We start from the raw sequence: 15,706 nt of genomic DNA on the forward strand, positions 1-15,706 counted from the left end.
CTCATTCTCGACCAGCCGGCGGGTAGGCGTCAGGCCGCCGCGCGGAGGGGGGCCTCCTCGTCCCCCGACCGGACCGGCAGCGGGATGATCTCCGTACGGGACGCGGGCAGCAGCCGGGCGGCCACGGCGATGACGACGCCGAGCACGACCGCCACGCCCATCGCGACCCGCAGCGAGGCCGTGGCGGACAGGAAACCGATGACCACGGGCCCGAGCAGCAGGCCCGCGTAGCCCATCGCGCTCGCCTGCGCGATCGCCGGGCCGGGCTCGCGCGTCGCGGTCCCCGCCAGCGACAGCGCCATCGGGGAGATCGTCGCCACCGATATGCCGATGAAGAACAGCCCGGCGACGGCGGCCACGGTCACCGGCGCGGCGATGACCACGAGGAACGCGAGCGCGGTGGCACCGCCGGAGAACATGATCAGCGCGCGGGCGCCGTAGCGGCCGCGCAGCCGGTCGCCGGCCAGCCGGGCGAGCAGCATGCCCGCCTCGAACACCGGGTAGCCGAGCGCGGCGACCGCCTCGGAGGCGTGCAGCGTGCCGATCAGGTACAGGCCGTTCCAGTCGGCGACGACGCCCTCCACCATGAACGCGGCGAAGGTGACCGCGCCGAGCAGGTAGACGACCCCGGGCAGCCTGCGCCGGGCACGAGCCGACGCCTGGCCCGCCTCGTCCGCCTCGGGGGCGGGGTCGGGCAGGTGCAGACGGCTGAGGGCCAGCGCCGCCGGCACCGACACCAGGGCGACGACCAGGATGTGGGCGGTGAGGGACAGGCCCAGGGCGATGGCCCCGGTGCCGAGCAGGCCCGCCGAGATCGCGCCGACGCACCATCCCGCGTGCATGCCGCTCATGATCGGCCGGCCGTACGCGCGCTCGACGGCCGAGCCCTGGGCGTTCATGCCGACGTCGACCGCGCCGAACGCCATGCCGAACAAGGCGGCGGCCACGGCCAGCACCGGGAGGGACGGCGCGAACGCGACGAGGACCAGTGACACCGCGCACAGGGGAGCGGCCGCGCGCAGGACGCCACGACTGCCGATCCTGGCCAGGACGACGCGCATGAGCTGCATGGTGAGCAGCGCGCCGATCCCCCAGCTGAGCAGGGTGAGCCCGACCGACGACTCCGGCAGGCGGAGCCGGTCGGCCAGGGCCGGGAGGCGCACGGTGAAGGTTCCACACATCAGGCCGGCCAGGACGAAGGTGAGGACTGCCCCGTGACGGGCCTTCCTCAAAGCGCGGGTCATCACAGCTTCCTTTCCAGGTGAGTGGAGTGGGTTTCCGGGCCCGGATTTACGGGCAGACACCAGCAGGTCGCCCTTTCACGGCAGAGCCGGAAGGAAGGGCGACCACCAGGTGTGGGTCAGGGGGTGCGCAAGCGGCGCGCTACAACAGGGCGAGCAGCCTGGCGCGGATCGCGGCGTAGTCGATGATCGCCGCACAGTGGGTGGCGACCTCCCAGACGCCCTCACAGGCCAGCCGTACGACCTGGGAGGTCAGGGGGTCGGGCTCGTCGTCCAGGCCCTGCCGCATCCAGCGGTCCATCGCCCCGCGCAGCGGCGCGAGCAGTTCGGGATCGCCGGCCGCGCCCGTGACCACGGCCCATCGTCGCAGCCGGCCGGTCTCCACGGCCTCGAACGTCGCGGCGACGTACGCCCGGGTGTAGGTGCTCTCCGACTGCGCCTCGATGAGCGCGTCGAAATCGGCGATCAGGCGCTCGATCATGCCTTTGACGAGCGCTTCCTTGCTCGCGAAGTGATAGAGGAGGCCGCCCTTGCTGACACCGGCGCGCTCGGCCACCGCCGCCAGGGTCAGGGCCTGGGCGCCCTGATCCTGCAGCAGGCCCTCGGCCGCGTCCAGCAGTTCGTCCTTCCTCATGCCACCTACTGTACCGTCTGGACGGTTAAGTTGCGACACGTGCCGGTGTCCTTTGCTCGCCCGGATACGCTTGGTGGGCTGAATACGTGTCAGGGAGGGGTCGTGGGAGCTGCATATCTGGACCATGCCTCGACCACACCGATGCTGCCCGAGGCGATCGAGGCGATGACCGCCCAGCTCGGGCAGGTCGGCAACCCCTCGTCCCTGCACGCGGCGGGCCGTCGCGCCCGCCGGGTCGTCGAGGAGTCGCGCGAGACGATCGCCTGCGCGCTCGGCGCCCGCCCGAGCGAGGTCGTGTTCACCGCCGGCGGCACCGAGGCCGACAACCTCGCCATCAAGGGCCTGTTCTGGGCGAGGAAGCGGCCCAGGATCCTGATCAGCTCGGTCGAGCACCACGCCGCCCTCGACCCCGCCCACTGGCTCGGCGACAACCACGGCGCCCGGGTCGAGCTGCTGGACGTGGACGAGCAGGGCCGGGTGCATCCGGAGACGCTGCGCGAGGCCATCGCCCGCGACCCGGACGACGTGGCGCTGGTGAGCGTCATGTGGGCCAACAACGAGGTGGGCACCGTGCAGCCGGTGCGCGTGCTGGCCGCCATCGCGCACGAATACGGCATCCCCTTCCACACCGACGCGGTGCAGGCGGTCGGCCAGCTCCCGGTCTCGTTCGCCGAGTCCGGCGTGGACGCCATGACCGTCTCCGGCCACAAGGTCGGCGGTCCCGTGGGCGTCGGGGCGCTGCTGCTGGCCCGAGGCGTCGATCCGGTGCCCGTCCTGCACGGCGGCGGACAGGAACGCGACATCCGCTCCGGCACCCTCGACGCGCCGGCCATCGCCGGGTTCGCGGCGGCGGTCGAGACGGCCGTCGCGCGGCAGCCGGCCACGGCCGAGCGGCTGTCGGCGTTGCGCGACGACCTGATCGAGCGCGTACGGCTGGCCGTGCCCGACGTCGTGCTGAACGGCGACCCGGTGAACCGGCTGCCCGGCAACGCCCACTTCTCGTTCCCCGGCTGTGAGGGGGACGCCCTGCTCATGCTCCTCGACGCCAAGGGCGTGGAGTGCTCCACAGGCTCGGCCTGCTCGGCCGGGGTCGCCCAGCCGTCCCACGTGCTGCTCGCCATGGGCCAGGACGGCGCGCGCGCCCGCGGCTCGCTGCGTTTCTCCCTCGGCCACACCTCCGTGGAGGAGGACGTCGACCGGGTCGCGGAGGTCATCGGGCACGTCGTCGAGCGCGCCCGCCGTGCCGGTCTGTCATGACTCGCCCCCGCTTGTCCCTCTGAGGCTCGGGCGCGTGCCCGAGTATGGCCCAGCGAATGCACGCCGCGCCTATCGGGCCGTACGGCGCAGCAGCGCCCGCTGCAGGCGAAGGACCGCCCGTGTGCGCCGCGACGAGCGCAGCGACTCCAGGCGGGCCTGGAGCCGGTCGCCCACCTCGACCAGCTGTTCCTCGTCCGCGAAGCGCTCGATCTCGGGGAACATCTGCCGTTCCTCGTCCAGGTGGGCGTGCGACTCCAGCGCGTGGTGCATCACGCTCAGCTCCCGGTCGAACCGCTCGGTCCGCGGGTCGGCGCGCACCAGCGCCGCGAGCTGGTCGCTGAGCTGGCGGTGCTCCGACCAGGCCGCCGCGATGCCCGCGGTGACGTCCCGCATCGCCGGATAGAAGACCTCCTCCTCGATCAGCTCGTGCATCCGCAGCTCGTCGAACAGCTCGTCAGCGAGCGCGCGCCGCCGTCCGGGCTCCGAACGCGGCGTCTCCAGCAGGCGCCGGATGAGCCCCCGCAGCACCTCGTGGTGCTCCACGAGCACCCGCGTCGCCCTCTTGCGCTCCTGCGGGGCCGGCGCCTCCCGCACCTCGGTGAGCACCTGTGGCCTTCTCCTCATGGCTGCACCTCCTGCTGGTGGACCAGCGTGCTGCCGGGAGGCGCGGTGGCCACGGACGGCATCCGGCGCACCTCGATCCATCCGTCGCGTACGCGGGTCTGGAAGCACGGCGCGGGCGCGACGGCCGGGCCGTCCAGGCTCTCTCCGCTGTGCAGCTCGAACCGGGAGCCGTGCCAGGGGCAGGTGATGGAACCGTCGCGGAGCCAGCCCTGCGACAGCGGAGCGCCCAGGTGCGGACAGGTGTCCTCCAGGGCGTGGATGTGGCCGTCCGCGCGGATCAGGACGACCTCCACGCCGCCCGCCCGCACCCGGTGCGGGCTGTTGTCGGTCAAGTCGCGCTCGGCCAGTACGCGGGTGAAATGGCGTGGTTCGAGCTGACTGTCCGTCTGGTCGACCCCGATCCGGTGCCGGTAGGTGAGTGCGCCCCCCAGGAAGCCGCTGACCGCGATCACGGGATAGCCGAGCAGGGCGGCGAGCCGGCCGCGCCCATGATGGCCTTTGCCCCGCTGCCACCACGACCAGCCGTACAGGCCGAGGGCGAGCGTGTTGAGCGTGCCGTGCACCAGCCCGACGCGCCGGGCGTTGTCATGTGTGTACTGCCAGTCGTGCAGGCCGGTCGCCGCGGCGGCCAGCGCTCCGGCGATGCCGAGCCCCACGGCCCTGCGCGCCGCCTCCTTCTGTCCGGTGAGGTCCAGGACCAGCGCCATCGTCCAGGAACCGATCGGCACGTCGGTGAGCAGCGGATGAAAGGGGTGGCCCAGCCAGACTCCGTGCAGGAAGCCGCGGGCGCGGCCCCTGGTGATCCCGAGGAGGTTCTCGGCGAAGGCGAGGCCCTGTTCGAGCCGATGACCCGGTCGGTCCAGGCGGCCGTCGCCTTCGATCGCGTTCAGCAACCGGTCCAGTGTGCGCTGAGCCATGACCGACCCCAATCCCATCGCCGGATCGGCCCCGCAGCCTGCGGGAACGGGCGGAACGCGGGCGCTCGCCCGCGCGTTGCGTCTATCGCGACGTGCCCGTGCTCAAATGTGATGAAACGCGATGAATGTCCGGTTCAAGTCAGGAAGGGGGCCACCGCGCTCCATGAGGGGTCCTCGGCCACCTCGACGCGGGCCCGCCCCTCCTTCCACTCGGCCGCGAGCTCCTCGACCACGGGCGGCACGGCCGCCGCGGGGTCGGCGTAGACGTGCAGCACCCGGCTGCGGTCGGCGCTCAGGTGGGCCGTCAGCACGGCCGAGCCGAGCGCGGCCAGCCGCTTGTTCAGCCGCTCCTCGAAGTCGCGCAGCGCGTCCAGGGAGGCTCCTGCGGGCAATCCGTCGCCGTCGGCCTCCCGGTAGGGCAGCGTGACGGCGATGTGCTGGTCGAACAGTGGGAAGTCGACCGGCCGGAGGGGGTAGCGGGCGGCGGCCGTCAGCCGGCCGCCGGTGGCGGTGTGGCCTTCGAGGAGCGCCCACTGCTCCTCCCTGAAGCCCTCCGCCACGTCGGCGACGACGGCGGGCAGATGGATGGCGGGGAGGGCGTCGATCGGCTCGAACTCCGCGGCCACGATCTCGCCCACCCAGCGGGCCACCTCGTCCTCGCCCAGCAGCCAGTCGAGCGCGAGGAAGGCCGCCTCCGTCCGCGTGTCGTCGTCGACGTCGGGGAAGATCGGGTGGAAGGCGGTGACGTCCACGCGCGGCGTGCCGGGCGGCACGCGCAGCGCCACCACCAGCCGGTCGAGCCCGAACTCCCGCCCGCCGACGTCGACCGCCAGATCCGCGGCCTGCGGGTTCGCCTGCCGCGACGGATGGAACTCCCACATCGCGTCCGCCGGCGGCGCGGCCAGGGCCCACCGGTGGGCGAACGGGCGCAGCTCCGGGTCGTTCGACGCGCTGACGACCAGGGCGTTCACGGCCATGCGGCCGGGAGCGATCTCCCAGACGAGGGACGGATGAAGGGCGGTGACGGCGGGGCCGATCATCTCGAACAGGGCCTCGGGGTCCTCCGCCTCGACGTGCGCGTCGATCTGGGGACGTGCCTGGTCCCACCAGGTCCAGAATGCCGCGATGGCCTCGGCGGGGTCGGCGGACTCGCTATTGCGCCCGAACAGTCGCATGACCCCGCATCCTCCCAGCCCGCCCGCCCCGATGCCAACGCGGGCGCGGCCCCGCGGGCGGTAACCTCGAACTGTTATGGGTCCCACACGAAAGCTCCGCGTCCTCGCCGCCATGTCCGGCGGGGTCGACTCCGCGGTGGCCGCCGCCCGGATAGCCGAGGCGGGGCACGACGTGACCGGCGTCCATCTGGCGCTGTCGTCCAACCCGCAGTCCTACCGCACCGGCGCGCGCGGGTGCTGCACGCTGGAGGACGCCCGCGACGCGCGCCGGGCGGCCGACGTCATCGGCATCCCCTTCTACGTGTGGGATATGGCGGAACGGTTCCACCGTGACGTGGTCGAGGACTTCGTCAGCGAGTACGCCGCCGGGCGCACCCCCAACCCCTGCCTGCGCTGCAACGAGAAGATCAAGTTCGAGGCGGTGCTCGACCGGGCGCTCGCGCTCGGCTTCGACGCCGTCGCCACCGGCCACCACGCGCGGCTGGAGGAGGGCGTGCTGCGGCGCAGCGTCGACGAGGCCAAGGACCAGTCGTACGTGCTGGGCGTGCTCACCCGCGAGCAGCTCCGGCACGCGATCTTCCCGCTGGGCGGCTCGACCAAGGCGCAGGTGCGCGAGGAGGCGGCGCGGCGCGGGCTGACCGTCGCCGACAAGCCCGACAGCCACGACATCTGCTTCATCGCCGACGGCGACACCCGGGCGTTCCTCGCCGATCGGCTCGGCGCGTCGCAGGGGCCGATCGTCGACGCGCTCACCGGCCAGGTGGTCGGCAGCCACCAGGGGGCGTACGGCTTCACGGTCGGGCAGCGCAAGGGCCTGCACATCGACCGGCCTGCCGCCGACGGCAGGCCGCGCTACGTGCTGTCGATCGAGCCGGTGTCCAACACGGTCACGGTCGGTCCCCGCACCTCACTTGAGGTCCGCAGCATCGTGGGCGAGCGGCCGGTGTGGAACGGCCCGCTGGCGGAGCCGTACGAGCCGATCACCTGCACGGTCCAGTTGCGTGCCCACGGCGAGGTGTACGGCTGCCGCGCCCAGGTGTCCGGCGGTGAGCTGCACATCGAGCTCGACCGCCCGGCGACCGGCGTCGCGGCGGGCCAGGGCGCCGTCCTGTACGACGGCGACGCCGTCATCGGCTCCGCCACGATCGCCTCGGCCGTCTGAGGTCAGACCTCGACGGACTCGCCGACGGGGATCCGGCGGAAGTCGGCCTTCTGCGCCTCGGCCTCGCTGCCGAGCCAGTTGTCGACCAGCTTCAGGCCGATCTCGTTGTACAGCCCGTCGTGCGTGGAGTACGCCCGCGCGGGGCGGACGTCCCGCAGGTAGAGGATGGTGTCCGACGCCTTCAGCCACGGGCCGCCGGTCGGCACGAGCAGAGTGGGCACCTCGGCTCCCGGCGGCGTGAGCGCGTCGCCCGGGTAGAACACCTCGTCGTCCACGAGGAAGCCGACGTTCTGCACGGGCGGGACGTCGGGCAGGTTGCGGGCATGCCACTCGCCGACCGCCCGCACGTCGAAACCGACGGTGGTGAAGGCGTCCCCGTGGTGGACGACCTGGACCTTCGCCGGGATCCGGCCGAGCTGGTCGGCGACGGCCTGGCAGGTGAAGACCTCCAGGTCCGGACTCGCGTTCTTGAGCAGATTCGCGTCCACGTGGTCGAAGTGCTCATGGGTGATGAGCACGGCGTCCGCGCCGTCGAGGAGTCCTTCACCGCTGAACGAGCCGGGGTCGATGACGAGCGTCTGCCCGTCCTTCTCCAGCCGCCAGCACGCGTGTCCGAGTTTGGTGAGTTTCATAGTCCCTAAGCTAGTGACCGTGAGCGACTATCCGTGGTCCGAGGCCACGGCCAGCGGGGTGGGGTCCTACCCGGGCGAGGACCATCTGGAGGCGGTCAGGACGGCCTTCGGCGAACTGCCCATGCCCTACCTGCCAGAGCTGCCGGGCCGGGGCGTGGGCGCCGACATGATCGGCCGTACGGCGTCACTGCTGGTCGAGCTGCCCGTGGAGGTGCAGCCGTCCGGGTGGCGGCTCGCCGACCGGCCGGGACGGGACTTCAAGCGGGCCAGGGACCACCTCACCCGCGACCTCGACGGCCTGGAGGAGGTCTCCCAGGGCTACGAGGGGCCGTTCAAGATCCAGGCGTGCGGGCCGTGGACGCTCGCCGGAGCGATCGAGCTCAGGCACGGCGACAAGGTGCTCTCCGACGCGGGAGCCGTACGCGACCTGACCGAGTCGCTGGCCGAGGGGCTCGCGCAGCACGTGGCGGAGGTCCGGCGCCGGATTCCCGGAGCCGACCTCGTCGTCCAGATCGACGAGCCGGGGCTGCCCGGGGTGCTGGCGGGCACGGTGCCGACCGCGTCCGGCTTCGGGCGGCTGGCCGCCGTCGAGTCCCCGATCGCGGCCGAGCGGTTGAGGACCGTGCTCTCCGCGCTCGCGCCCGCCTTCCCCGTCGTCCACTGCTGCGCGCCCGGCGTGCCGTACGAGGTGATCCGTACGGCGGGCGCGCGGGGCGTGTCGCTGGACGCGGCGCTGCTGCGCCGCCGTGACGAGGACGAGCTGGGCGAGACGATCGAGAAGGGACTCGCGCTGTTCCTCGGTGTCGTGCCGGGCACCGACACCCGGCTGCCGGACGTCGGCGTGGTGGCCAAGCCGGCGGTCGAGCTGTGGCGGCGCCTCGGCTTCCCGCCCGCCCGGCTCGCCGAGCAGGTCGTGCTCACCCCCGCCTGCGGCCTGGCCGGGGCCTCGCCCGCGTACGCCAAGGCGGCGCTGGCCCGGTGCCGGGAGGCGGCCCGCGTGCTCCGGGAGGATCCCGGCGAGTGACGGGTGCCGTCGCAGGCAACGGATGGATGTCTGCACAGTCGGAGTGACATTCGCTGGGGAAAGCTCCATGGTGCCGGATGGGGGGCCGATGGTTGCCTTGAGGCATGGATTCGATCACCGCCGTGGAGCGGACCGTCGTACCCGCCCGGGAGGCCAGGGCGGTGCGGGTGCCGCAGGGCCGGCGCGTCAGCGTCGTCGATCTCGAAGGCGGCCAGGTGGGCGACGTCTTCGCCTTCGCCGCCGATGACGTCACCGAACACCTCAGCGCCTCGCATACGCGCAGCTCGACGAACCGGTTGTTCCCCGCCGTGGGGGAGCGGTTCTGGACCGATCGCCGCAGGCCGATCCTGACGCTCGTCTCCGACACGTCACCGGGCCTGCACGACATGCTGATCGCCGCGTGCGACCCGGAGCGGTACGCCGCGCTGGGCGCGCAGCCGTCCCACGCCTCCTGCGCCGGCAACCTGCGCCGGGCCCTCGCCTCGATGGGACTTGCCGTTCCCTTCACCCCGCAACCGGTCAACGTGTTCATGCGGATCCCCGTCGACGAGGAGGGACGGCTCGACTGGCTGCCCGCGGTCAGCCGGCCGGGAGACGCGATCACCTTCCAGGCCGTCATGGACTGCGTCTTCGTGGTCTCCGCCTGCCCGCAGGACCTGGTGGACATCAACGGCGGCGTGCCGACGTCGCTGGCGATCGACGTCCTGCCCGAATCCGACTGATCCGACGTTTCGAGGAGTGCGTTTTCCGATGAGTGCGTTCACCCCGAGCCATCGGGCCCTGCTGCCCTTCCGCCTGGCCGGCCTCGACCTGCCCAACCGGCTCGCGGTCGCGCCGATGACCCGGGTCTCCGCGGCCCCCGACGGCACGCCGACCCCCGAGATGGCCGACTACTACACCGATCTCGCCGAGGGCGGCTTCGGCCTGGTGATCACCGAGGGCACCTACACGGACGCCGTCTACAGCCAGGGATATCGCAACCAGCCGGGCATCGTGTCGGACGCCCATGTCGCGGCCTGGCGGGAGATCACCGGCCGCGTGCACGCGGCGGGCGGGCGGATCCTGCTGCAGCTCATGCACGCCGGCGCGCTGTCCCAGGGCAACCGCTATCGCGACGAGACGGCCGGGCCGTCCGCCGTGCCGCCCCGCGGGGAGATGATGCCCGAGTACGGCGGGTCCGGCAGGTGGCCGATCCCCAGGGAGATGAGCACGGCCGACATCGAGACGGCGATCGCCGGTTTCGCGGACTCGGCCGTACGGGCCCGCGACGCGGGTTTCGACGGCGTCGAGGTGCACGCGGCCAACGGCTACCTGCTGGACCAGTTTCTTACCGACTACACCAACCGGCGCGCCGACTCGTACGGAGGCGACGTCGCGAACCGGGTACGCCTCACGGCCGAGGTGGTGGCCGCCATCCGGGCCGAGCTCGGCCCCGGCTTCCGCGTGGGGGTGCGGCTGTCCCAGGGCAAGGTCAACGACTTCACGCACCGCTGGGCCGGGGGTTCCCGGGACGCGAAAGTCGTCTTCTCCGCACTCGCCGACGCGGGCGCGACGTACCTGCACGTCGCCAGCGAGGGGCGCGGCTGGATCGAGACCGCCCGCCTCGACGGCGACGTCACGATCACGGCCCTTGCCCGCGAGGTGACCGGCCTTCCGGTCGTCGCGAACGGCGGCATGCACGACCTCGCGCAGGCGGAGCGGGTGCTCGCGGACGGCCATGCCGACATGCTGTCGATCGCCAGGGGCGCGCTGGCCAACCCCGATCTGCCGCGGCGTCTCGCCCAGGGCCTGCCGCTGAACCGGTTCGACCACGCGATGCTGGAGCCGATGGCGACGCTCGGCAACGCGCGCCGGTGGCTGCGGGCGGCGCGGGCGATGTCCTGATCGCGGTTCTTGTCGCGGGGGGGATGCGAGACTCGGCACGCCGAGGATCGGATCGGCGGAATGACGGCCGTGGGACCGGCCGGGAGAGGAAAGGCAGCGGGATGAGCGCGAACTGGCGTGGCGGCGCCGCGGCCGTGGTGACCCTGACCTTCGACGTGGACGCCGAGACGCCTGTCCTCGCGCACGGGCGCGACTACGCCCGGCACGCGAGCACCATGTCGCACCAGGCGTACGGCCCGGAGGTGGGCCTGCCGCGCATCCTGGACCTGCTCGGCGAACTCGGCGTCCCGGCGACGTTCTTCGTCCCGGGCTGGGTCGCCGAGCAACGGCCGGGGCTGGCCGCGTCGATCGTGGAACGCGGGCACGAGGTGGCACACCACTCGTACAGCCACCGCCCGCCCACGTCGATGACCCCGCAGGAGGAGCGCGCGGATTTCGAGCGTGGCCTGGAGGTGTTCGCCGGCCAGGGCATCGAGATCGCCGGGCATCGGGCCGCGCTGTGGGAGGCGTCGTGGCAGACCCCCGATCTCGTCGCCGAGCACGGCCTGCTCTACGACTCCTCGCTGATGGGTGACGACCGGCCGTACCGGCTGGTCACCGGGTCCCGCGACATCGTCGAGCTGCCGGTGCACTGGTCGCTCGACGACTGGGAGCAGTACGCCTTCCTCCCGGCGCCGCACGTCGGCTCGATGATCGAGTCTCCGCTGAAGGTGCTGGAGATGTGGCGCACCGAGCTCGACGGGATGCGCCACTACGGATGCCTGTTCAACCTGTGCGTGCACCCGTTCCTGTCCGGCCGTCCGGGGCGTGCCATGGCGCTGCGCCGGTTCGTCGAGTACGCGCTGGAGTGCGGGGACGTGCGGTTCGCCCGGTGCAGGGAGGTGGCCGGGCTGGCGGCGGCCGACCCGGATCTGACCACCCGCCGGCCCCGCCCGCCGGCCGTCGACCCCGAGGTCTATCCCTCGTAGGCGAGGGCTCGGTTCAGCCCGTCTCGACGGCGAGGGCGAGGAACAGGTCGACGCGGTCCTCGGTGCGTCCCACGTCCCTGCCGGTCAGCTCAGTGATCTTCGCCAGGCGGTTGCGCAGGGTGTTGACGTGGATGTGCAGCGCCGCGGCGGTGGCCGCCCACTGCCCGTCGTGGTCGAGAAAGGCACGCAGCGTCGGTTCCAGATCGCTCCCGCGCCGGGCGTCGTGCTCCCGGAGGGGACCGAGCAGGTCGCGGGAGAAGCCGCGCAACGTCTCGGAGTCCACCAGCCCGAGCAGCAGCCGGTGCGTGCCCAGCTCGGCGAAACTGCGGACCGCCGGCCCGCTGGGGGAGCGCCGGAGCACGCGGCACGCCTCCCGCGCGTGCAGCAGCGGCTGCCGGAGCCCCGCCGCGTGCGGAGCCACCCCGCCGAGCCCGGCGACCACCCGCCGGCCGGGGAAGCGCCTGCCCACGGCGGCCAGAAGGCGCTCGGCCAGGAGGGGGAGCTCGGGCTCGGGATGCCGCCAGGAGAGCACGGACACGACGTCCTGCGTCCCTCCGGCCACCAGCGCGGGGATCCCGGACGCGGAGAGGAACTCGCCGGCCACCTCGGCCAGGCCGGGCAGCGTGGCGGGTTCCGGCTCCGCGAAGGCCAGCGCGGACACGGCCAGCGGCCCCGCCGCGTCCACGCCGAACGCCTGCAGCCGGCCGGCCACCTCGGCGGTCCGCTGCCCGCCGGACAGCACCATCTCCAGCAGCTCGCCGGCGAAGCGCATCTCGATGGCCTGCACCGCCTGCTGCTTGGCCACCTCCAGGCTGAGGAACCTGGCCGCCTGCTCCAGCGCCGCCTGCTCGGCGGGGTCGAGGCCGGACAACGGGCGCAGGCAGACGAGTGCCGCGTCGACGTCGCCCACCGCTCCCACGGGGAAGAGCGCGGCGCGGGTCGCGGCGCGGTCCAGCTCCACCTCCAGCGCGGGCGGCCTGCGGGCCAGCCCGGCGGTCACCGCCCCGGCCTGAGCGTCGTCGAGGTCGGCCCCCGCCGCCGCCAGCACCCGGCCCGTCCGGTCGACCACGGCGAGAGGCAGTTCGTGGTCCCGCCTGAGCACGTCGAGCACACCGGAAGGGCCCGCCCCGCGGGAGATCGCGGTGGCCAGGGCGTCGCCCCTGCGGACCATTCCGGCCAGGGCCCGCTGGCGCTGGTCCGCGTACATGGCGGAGACCGCCTGGGAGACCTCGGTGAACGGCACCGCCTGGGCGATCTCCAGCAGCGGCAGGCCCGTGTCCCGACAGGCGGCGACCAGCTCCGGCGGTGTGCGCGGGGTCTGCGCGCGCAGCCCGAAGACGATCCCTGCGGCCCTCGCCAGCCGTACGCTCGCCACGAACTCGGCGGGGGTGGCTTGTCCCGCCCACAGGCCGTTCGTCAGCACCAGCTCCCGCTCCCGGACGTACGGGGAGGGGTCGGGCAGCTCGGTGTTGTGGACCCACACGACGGGCTCGTCCATGGCGCCCTCAGGGCCGGGCACCAGCACTCTCAGCTTCAGCGACGCGTTCGCCACCAGGGACCGCAGCGTGAACACCGTGTGAATGTACACAGCGGCCGGTCTGATTACTAGAGCTTCGTCCACTTACCGGCCGATGCCGCACCTGCTTGTGTGGTGGGTGTCACACCAGCGTGTGACGCCAGCACAATCAGGAGCAGCCATGCACAACCCCCCTCCTGCCGGCTCGGCGGACGCGGTCCGTTTCGACTCCCACGGCATCGAGCCCATCTCCCCCTCGGCCCGCGACTCCACGCCGTGGCAGCAGTTCTGGATCTGGACGGGCGCCAACATCGCACCGATCAACTGGGTGCTCGGCGCCCTGGGCATCACCTTGGGTCTCAGCCTGGTCGAGACCGTCGTCGTCGTGGCCGTGGGCAACCTCGTGGGCTGCGCCGTGTTCGGCCTGTTCAATGTGATGGGACACCGCACCGGGGTCAACCAGATGGTGCTCGGCCGCGCGGCCTTCGGGCGCCGGGGGGCGATCGTGCCGGGCCTCGTCCAGGGTCTGCTGACCATGGGCTGGGTCGGGGTCAACACCTGGGTCGTGCTCGACCTCGTGCTGGCGATCCTCGCGCAGCTGGGCGTCCAGGGCGGCACCGGCCTGAAGTACCTGGTGGCCGCCGTCATCATGGGCGTCCAGCTGTTCCTGGCACTGTACGGTTTCTACGCCATCCGCACCTTCGAGAAGTACACCGTGCCGGCCACCGCGGCGCTCATGGCCCTCATGACCGTCCTGGCGGTGAGCCAGGCCGACCCGCAGTGGACGACCGCCACGGCGGCGGCGCCGGGTTCGAAGATCACCGCCGTCACGCAGCTCCTCACGGCGATCGGCGTCGGCTGGGGGATCACCTGGCTGCCCTACTCCGCCGACTACAGCCGCTTCGTCCGGACCGGCGCGTCCACCCGGTCCGTGTTCTGGTCCACCGCGCTCGGCATGTACGTGCCGACCGTGTGGCTCGCCGCGCTCGGGGCGTACCTGGCCGCTTCGGGCAGCGGAGCGGACCCCGCCGGCCTGGTGACGAGCACCTTCGGCGTGATGGCGATCCCCGTCCTCCTGCTGATCATGCACGGGCCGGTCGCCACCAACATCCTCAATCTCTACTCCTGCTCGCTCGCCGCCCTGTCCGTCGGCATCCGGATCGCCCGATGGAAGCTCACCCTCGTCGCGGGTCTCGTGGCGTCCGTCGTGCTCGCGGTGTTCGTGCGGGCGGACAGCTTCGCCCATGCCTTCGACAACTGGATGGTCTCGATCCTGGTGTGGATCAGCCCGTGGGCGAGCATCGTCCTGGTCGACTTCTTCCTCCTGCGCCGCGGCCGGATCGACGTTCCGTCCCTCTACCGTGAGGACGTCGCGTCCCGCGGCCGGACCGACCGGCCCGCGATGATGAGTCTCGGGCTGGGCCTGGTCGCGGCGTGGAGCTGGCAGTTCGGGATGGTGCCCGCGACCCAGGGCCCCATCGCCCGGGCGCTGAACGACACCGACTTCTCGTGGCTGGCCGGCGGCCTGGTCGCGGGCGGGACGTACTACCTGCTCGCCCGGGCGAGGACCGGCCGTACGCTCGGACAGCGGGAGGAGGCGCTGTCGCGATGAGCGCACGGATCCGCGTCATCACCACCGGAGGCACGATCGCCTCCGTGCCCGGCCCCGGCGGCGCGGTCAGCGTGGCAGTCGCCGGCCGCGACCTGGTCGGCGCGGCCGGACCGGCCCTCACCGTCGAGGTGGACGAGGCGATGCTCGTCCACAGCTTCAACCTCACGCTGGACGGCATGCTGCGGATCGCGGAACGGGTCGCCGCGGCGGTCGCCGACCCCGGCGTGGACGGCGTCGTCGTCACCCACGGCACCGACACGATGGAGGAGACCGCGTTCTTCGTGGACCTGCTCCTGGGCGCCGGCGGGACGGTCGTGTTCACCGGAGCGCAGCGGCACGCGGGAGAGCCGGACGGCGACGGGCCGCGCAATCTTACGGACGCCCTGCGCGTCGCCGCCGTCACCACGGGCCGGGGGCTGGGCGCCGTCATCGTCATGGCCGGGCGGGTCCACGCCGCCCGGCACGCGACCAAGGCCCACACCGTGGCGCCGGACGCCTTCGACTCACCCGGCTACGGGCCCATCGGCCAGGTGTACGGCGAGCGGGTCCACATCGCCGCCAGGCCCGGGCGTCTCCCCGGGTTCACCCTGGCGGAGCTCGGGGGCCTGGAGGCCCGGGTGGACATCGTGCCCGCCTATCTCGGCGCCGACGGCGTCCATCTGGCCGCCTCCCGGGCGGCGGGCGCACGAGGGCTCGTCCTGGAGGCCCTGGGGGCGGGCAACCCGACCCCCGGCCTGCTCGGCGAGATCCGCGCGTGCGTTGCGGAAGGCGTACCCGTGCTCGTGACCTCGCGCTGCCACGCCGGCCCGTCCCTGCCGGTGTACGGCGCGGGAGGCGGAGCCACCTTGGAGGAGGCGGGCGCGGTCTTCGCCGGATCACTCGCCGCCCCCAAGGCCCGGCTGCTGCTCGCCGCCGCCCTCGCGGCCGAGCCCGGCCCCGCCGAGGCGCTGGCCCGGATCAGGCCGCATCTCACGATCTGAGTGTCGTGCGGAGTGATCCAAGCGGCCTCCCAGCTCATCCCCAAGTGATTCACAAGCCTTGTCACGTATCTCTTGACGTG

At 72.8% G+C, this 15,706-nt stretch carries 15 protein-coding genes; 8 read left to right on the forward strand and 7 right to left on the reverse strand.

What is annotated here, in order from left to right; genetic code table 11:
- Positions 1-29: 29 nt before the first annotated feature.
- Together QSK36_RS20740 and QSK36_RS20745 are read right to left on the reverse strand one after the other, a co-directional pair.
- Entirely contained in the window at positions 30-1,244 is a 1,215-nt protein-coding gene (locus tag QSK36_RS20740; protein WP_285783564.1) for an MFS transporter, read from the reverse strand.
- A 139-nt stretch (positions 1,245-1,383) separates the two neighbouring features.
- Positions 1,384-1,875: a TetR/AcrR family transcriptional regulator gene (locus QSK36_RS20745; protein ID WP_139578345.1), complete on the reverse strand. Its 492-nt coding sequence runs from the start codon at positions 1,873-1,875 to the stop codon at positions 1,384-1,386.
- Positions 1,876-1,977: 102 nt separating this feature from the next.
- Here QSK36_RS20745 and QSK36_RS20750 point away from each other — a divergent pair, with 102 nt between their 5' ends.
- On the forward strand, positions 1,978-3,132 hold the full coding sequence (locus tag QSK36_RS20750) for a cysteine desulfurase family protein (protein WP_183540606.1): 1,155 nt from the start codon (positions 1,978-1,980) through the stop codon (positions 3,130-3,132).
- Between the two features lie 69 nt (positions 3,133-3,201).
- Here QSK36_RS20750 and QSK36_RS20755 read toward each other — a convergent pair whose 3' ends face one another.
- From QSK36_RS20755 to QSK36_RS20765, 3 genes are all read right to left on the reverse strand, one after another.
- On the reverse strand, positions 3,202-3,756 hold the full coding sequence (locus tag QSK36_RS20755; RefSeq protein ID WP_183540604.1) for a hemerythrin domain-containing protein: 555 nt from the start codon (positions 3,754-3,756) through the stop codon (positions 3,202-3,204).
- Positions 3,753-4,673: a Rieske (2Fe-2S) protein gene (locus tag QSK36_RS20760; RefSeq protein WP_285783565.1), complete on the reverse strand. Its 921-nt coding sequence runs from the start codon at positions 4,671-4,673 to the stop codon at positions 3,753-3,755. The genes QSK36_RS20755 and QSK36_RS20760 overlap by 4 nt, the downstream gene beginning before the upstream one ends.
- Before the next feature lie 134 nt (positions 4,674-4,807).
- Positions 4,808-5,848, reverse strand: coding sequence for a DUF695 domain-containing protein (locus tag QSK36_RS20765; RefSeq protein ID WP_183540600.1), 1,041 nt, complete (start codon positions 5,846-5,848; stop codon positions 4,808-4,810).
- Between the two features lie 76 nt (positions 5,849-5,924).
- Between QSK36_RS20765 and mnmA the strand changes: the two genes are divergently transcribed.
- Positions 5,925-7,010 (forward strand): tRNA 2-thiouridine(34) synthase MnmA, encoded by a 1,086-nt coding sequence (gene mnmA, locus QSK36_RS20770; RefSeq protein WP_285783566.1) that lies wholly within the window; start codon positions 5,925-5,927, stop codon positions 7,008-7,010.
- Positions 7,011-7,012: 2 nt separating this feature from the next.
- Here the strand turns inward: mnmA and QSK36_RS20775 are convergent, their stop codons facing one another.
- A complete protein-coding gene (locus QSK36_RS20775; protein ID WP_285783567.1) occupies positions 7,013-7,642 on the reverse strand; it encodes an MBL fold metallo-hydrolase in 630 nt (209 codons plus the stop codon).
- Between the two features lie 19 nt (positions 7,643-7,661).
- On the opposite strand from QSK36_RS20775, the gene QSK36_RS20780 reads away from it, so the two are divergent.
- The 4 genes from QSK36_RS20780 (at position 7,662) to QSK36_RS20795 (ending at position 11,518) form a co-directional block, all read left to right on the forward strand.
- Entirely contained in the window at positions 7,662-8,666 is a 1,005-nt protein-coding gene (locus QSK36_RS20780; protein WP_285783568.1) for a methionine synthase, read from the forward strand.
- Between the two features lie 104 nt (positions 8,667-8,770).
- The gene (locus QSK36_RS20785; protein WP_183540594.1) at positions 8,771-9,388 is read left to right on the forward strand and encodes a DUF1989 domain-containing protein; all 618 of its coding nucleotides are present in this window, start codon (positions 8,771-8,773) and stop codon (positions 9,386-9,388) included.
- A gap of 28 nt (positions 9,389-9,416) precedes the next feature.
- Positions 9,417-10,550: an oxidoreductase gene (locus QSK36_RS20790; RefSeq protein WP_183540592.1), complete on the forward strand. Its 1,134-nt coding sequence runs from the start codon at positions 9,417-9,419 to the stop codon at positions 10,548-10,550.
- 101 nt (positions 10,551-10,651) lie between these two features.
- Entirely contained in the window at positions 10,652-11,518 is an 867-nt protein-coding gene (locus QSK36_RS20795) for a polysaccharide deacetylase family protein (protein WP_285783569.1), read from the forward strand.
- Between the two features lie 13 nt (positions 11,519-11,531).
- Here QSK36_RS20795 and QSK36_RS20800 read toward each other — a convergent pair whose 3' ends face one another.
- A complete protein-coding gene (locus QSK36_RS20800) occupies positions 11,532-13,091 on the reverse strand; it encodes a PucR family transcriptional regulator (RefSeq protein WP_285783570.1) in 1,560 nt (519 codons plus the stop codon).
- A gap of 124 nt (positions 13,092-13,215) precedes the next feature.
- On the opposite strand from QSK36_RS20800, the gene QSK36_RS20805 reads away from it, so the two are divergent.
- Both QSK36_RS20805 and QSK36_RS20810 read left to right on the forward strand, forming a co-directional pair.
- Positions 13,216-14,646 (forward strand): purine-cytosine permease family protein, encoded by a 1,431-nt coding sequence (locus QSK36_RS20805; RefSeq protein WP_285783571.1) that lies wholly within the window; start codon positions 13,216-13,218, stop codon positions 14,644-14,646.
- Positions 14,643-15,626: an asparaginase gene (locus tag QSK36_RS20810; protein WP_285783572.1), complete on the forward strand. Its 984-nt coding sequence runs from the start codon at positions 14,643-14,645 to the stop codon at positions 15,624-15,626. The genes QSK36_RS20805 and QSK36_RS20810 overlap by 4 nt, the downstream gene beginning before the upstream one ends.
- Positions 15,627-15,706: the final 80 nt, after the last annotated feature.

The sequence above is a fragment of the Microbispora sp. NBRC 16548 genome (genome assembly GCF_030268985.1).
Taxonomy (GTDB): Bacteria; Actinomycetota; Actinomycetes; order Streptosporangiales; family Streptosporangiaceae; genus Microbispora; species Microbispora catharanthi.

Bases quoted from the DNA above. Each gene is read 5' to 3' on its own strand.
- QSK36_RS20760 (WP_285783565.1), bottom strand. From the start codon at position 4,673: ATGGCTCAGCGCACACTGGACCGGTTGCTGAACGCGATCGAAGGCGAC.
- QSK36_RS20775 (WP_285783567.1), bottom strand. From the start codon at position 7,642: ATGAAACTCACCAAACTCGGACACGCGTGCTGGCGGCTGGAGAAGGAC.
- QSK36_RS20740 (WP_285783564.1), bottom strand. From the start codon at position 1,244: ATGACCCGCGCTTTGAGGAAGGCCCGTCACGGGGCAGTCCTCACCTTC.
- mnmA (WP_285783566.1), top strand. From the start codon at position 5,925: ATGGGTCCCACACGAAAGCTCCGCGTCCTCGCCGCCATGTCCGGCGGG.
- QSK36_RS20790 (WP_183540592.1), top strand. From the start codon at position 9,417: ATGAGTGCGTTCACCCCGAGCCATCGGGCCCTGCTGCCCTTCCGCCTG.
- QSK36_RS20810 (WP_285783572.1), top strand. From the start codon at position 14,643: ATGAGCGCACGGATCCGCGTCATCACCACCGGAGGCACGATCGCCTCC.
- QSK36_RS20795 (WP_285783569.1), top strand. From the start codon at position 10,652: ATGAGCGCGAACTGGCGTGGCGGCGCCGCGGCCGTGGTGACCCTGACC.
- QSK36_RS20755 (WP_183540604.1), bottom strand. From the start codon at position 3,756: ATGAGGAGAAGGCCACAGGTGCTCACCGAGGTGCGGGAGGCGCCGGCC.
- QSK36_RS20745 (WP_139578345.1), bottom strand. From the start codon at position 1,875: ATGAGGAAGGACGAACTGCTGGACGCGGCCGAGGGCCTGCTGCAGGAT.
- QSK36_RS20765 (WP_183540600.1), bottom strand. From the start codon at position 5,848: ATGCGACTGTTCGGGCGCAATAGCGAGTCCGCCGACCCCGCCGAGGCC.
- QSK36_RS20785 (WP_183540594.1), top strand. From the start codon at position 8,771: ATGGATTCGATCACCGCCGTGGAGCGGACCGTCGTACCCGCCCGGGAG.
- QSK36_RS20805 (WP_285783571.1), top strand. From the start codon at position 13,216: ATGCACAACCCCCCTCCTGCCGGCTCGGCGGACGCGGTCCGTTTCGAC.